Here is a 2,559-nt window from a genome sequence, read left to right on the forward strand (position 1 = left end):
GGCCTTGACCATCGGCACGAACTCGCGCTCGATCTGGGAGACCGGGAAGGCGCTCTCGGGCAACGGCTGCACGTAACCGCTGTCGACGTAGAGGGGGAGCCACCCGTAGAAGAGGTTGACGACGTCGGGGCCCTGCCCGGCCGGGACCGCGCTCGCGACCTTCTGATTGTAGGAATCGTACGGAAACGTCTCCTGCACGACATGGATCCCGGGGTTTTGCGCTTCGAACTGCTTGATGAGGACGTCCATGAGCTTGACCTTACTCTCGAAGAAGTACTGCCAGTAGGTCACCGTAGCGCGCGGCTGCGCGTGGGCGATCGGAAGCCCGATCACCAGCGCTGCGGCGCAGACGAGGAACGCTGCTCGAGCCATCTGCCGCATGGCGATCCCTCCTCTCGGAACGTACACGCTCACTATTCTACCGTCAAATCACGCATCCCGGTGCGCTGGGTGCGTGCCCGGCGTGCCGCCGCCACCCGCTCCCGTACACCCCGGCTCGCCGCGCGGCTTGCCGCCAGCCCCGCGCGCGCGGCAGCCAGCATCCTCTCGATCGCTTCCGCGCCCGGTCCGCCGGGAATGTTCCGCCGGGAGACGAAGTGCTGAGCATCCACCGCCCGGGCGATGACCTCTGCGGGGAGCCGGACCGTGCGGCCGCTGGTCGCGTGGACCGCCGCTTCCAGCTCCGTCGGTCCGACTCCGACGAGCCCGAGACCCTGTCCCCGGCGTTCCGCGACCAGGTGGGTCACTGCGGCATGCGCCTCTGGGAAGTGGAGCCCGCCGTCGCGCACCAGGGTATCGGCCAGTTCTGTGCTGGTCGCGAAGGTGCCTCGGAGCGCCGGTGCCCAGGCGTCGGGCCGGATCTTCGCCGCGGCCACGACCTCGCCGAGCAGCCTGACCGTTCCGCCGAGGGAGCGGTGGGCGTCGGTGAGCGGCGGGATCAAGTTGTCAACGGGATCGTTGACATCCCCGAACGGCACGTTGTGCGCCGAAGCCCAGATCTCCTGGGACGTCCCGAGGAGGCGGCTGAGGTCGCTCCGCACGTGTTCGAGGGCCACCGGGTTGCGCTTTTGGGGCATGATGCTGCTGATCTGCAGGAACCCCGGAGCGAGCTCCAGCGCGCCGATCTCCGAGCTCGCCCACAGGATGAGGTCCTGCACGATGCGGCTGAGGCTTGTCGCCAGGACCCCGTGGCACCCCGCCAGTTCCCCGACGTGGTCGGCAGCCGACACCGCGTCGTAGCTGTTGTCGACCAGGCCTTGAAATCCCAGTAGCGAGGCGGTGTAGGCTCGATCGATCGGGAACCCTGTAGTCGTGAGCGCCCCCGCGCCCATCGGCGAACGGTCGAGGCGGTCGAGCGCGGCGCGGTACCGATCGACGCACCGGCCGATCACGGCCTCGGCGGCCAGTAGATAGTGCGCCACCGTGGTCGGCTGGGCGTGCTGGTGATGCGTGTGCGCCATCATCACCGCGGTCCGATGCCGGGCGGCTTGATCGAGCACGGCGTCGCGCAGGTCGTCGAGGGCATCGATGAGGTCCAGCACCTGGTCGCGCAGCATCAGCCGAGCCAGCGTCGCCCATGTGTCGTTCCGGCTGAGCGCCACGCGGAAGTCACCCGCACCGCCGGTCGCCGCGGCGACGCGCTCTTCGATGACGAAGTACAGATCTTCGAACCGTGGGTCGTACGGAGGCAGACGCTCGGCGGTGATCGCCGTGAGGGCGCGCACGGTCGACTCGGCCGCCTCGCGGCTGAGGATCCGTTGCCGGCCAAGCATCAGCGTGTGCGCCACCAGGATCTCGATCAGATACGGGAGTTCCTCGCGGCATGCAAACGTGTAGCGTGGAGCCAGGACATGCTCGACATATCGCGGATCGCGTTGCATCGGCGGGTGCTTCGGGAGGAGGACGAGGTTCTCCTCGCTTCGTACGTACTTGGAAGATCGTGTGATCACTGGAGGTGCGGGGCATGGCCCTCGTTGACGGAGCGTTCGTCGCCTACTTGGAAGGGCTCATACCTGCGAGACCCCCGGTCCTCCAGGAGATGGAGGCGTACGCTCGCGCCCATCGGTTTCCGATCGTCGGCCCGGTGGTGGGGCAGTTGTTCTACCTCCTCACCCGGGCCAGCGGCGCGCGGAGGGTCTTTGAACTGGGCTCGGGATACGGATACTCTACCGCGTGGTTCGGCATGGGCGTCCGCGACAATGGAGGCGGCGAAGTCTTCCACGTGGTGTGGGACGACGCGCTGTCGCAGTCCGCCCGCGGCCACCTGGAGCGGTTGGGGCTCGTCTCGATCGTCCGCTTTCGCGTGGGTGAGGCGGTCGCGACGCTCCGAGCGGAAGATGGCCGATTCGACATCATCTTCAGCGACATCAACAAGGAGGGATACCCTGCCTCGCTCCCGGTCATCAAGCAGCGGCTCAAACCCGGGGGTCTGCTCTTGGTGGACAACATGTTTTGGAACGGGAAGGTCGTGGATCGCCGTGTCACCGATGCGGACACGGAGGCGATCCGGACGTTCACGCGTGCCGTCTTCGACGATCCGGAGTTTGTGAGCACGATCGT

At 67.2% G+C, this 2,559-nt stretch carries 3 protein-coding genes; 1 reads left to right on the top strand and 2 read right to left on the bottom strand.

The genetic code is table 11. From position 1 onward, the window contains the following. Together VFP86_15035 and argH are read right to left on the bottom strand one after the other, a co-directional pair. The coding region (locus VFP86_15035; protein HET9000951.1) for an extracellular solute-binding protein at positions 1-372 on the bottom strand (372 nt) is incomplete at its 3' end. Positions 373-413: 41 nt separating this feature from the next. Then, positions 414-1,880, bottom strand: coding sequence for an argininosuccinate lyase (gene argH, locus VFP86_15040; GenBank protein ID HET9000952.1), 1,467 nt, complete (start codon positions 1,878-1,880; stop codon positions 414-416). 83 nt (positions 1,881-1,963) lie between these two features. On the opposite strand from argH, the gene VFP86_15045 reads away from it, so the two are divergent. Further along, the coding region (locus tag VFP86_15045) for an O-methyltransferase (protein HET9000953.1) at positions 1,964-2,559 on the top strand (596 nt) is incomplete at its 3' end.

The organism is bacterium (assembly GCA_035703895.1).
Classification (GTDB): domain Bacteria; phylum Sysuimicrobiota; class Sysuimicrobiia; order Sysuimicrobiales; family Segetimicrobiaceae; genus Segetimicrobium.

What these genes read in the sequence shown, in the direction of transcription:
- argH (HET9000952.1), bottom strand. Translation starts at nt 1,880, where the DNA reads ATGCAACGCGATCCGCGATATGTCGAGCATGTCCTGGCTCCACGCTAC.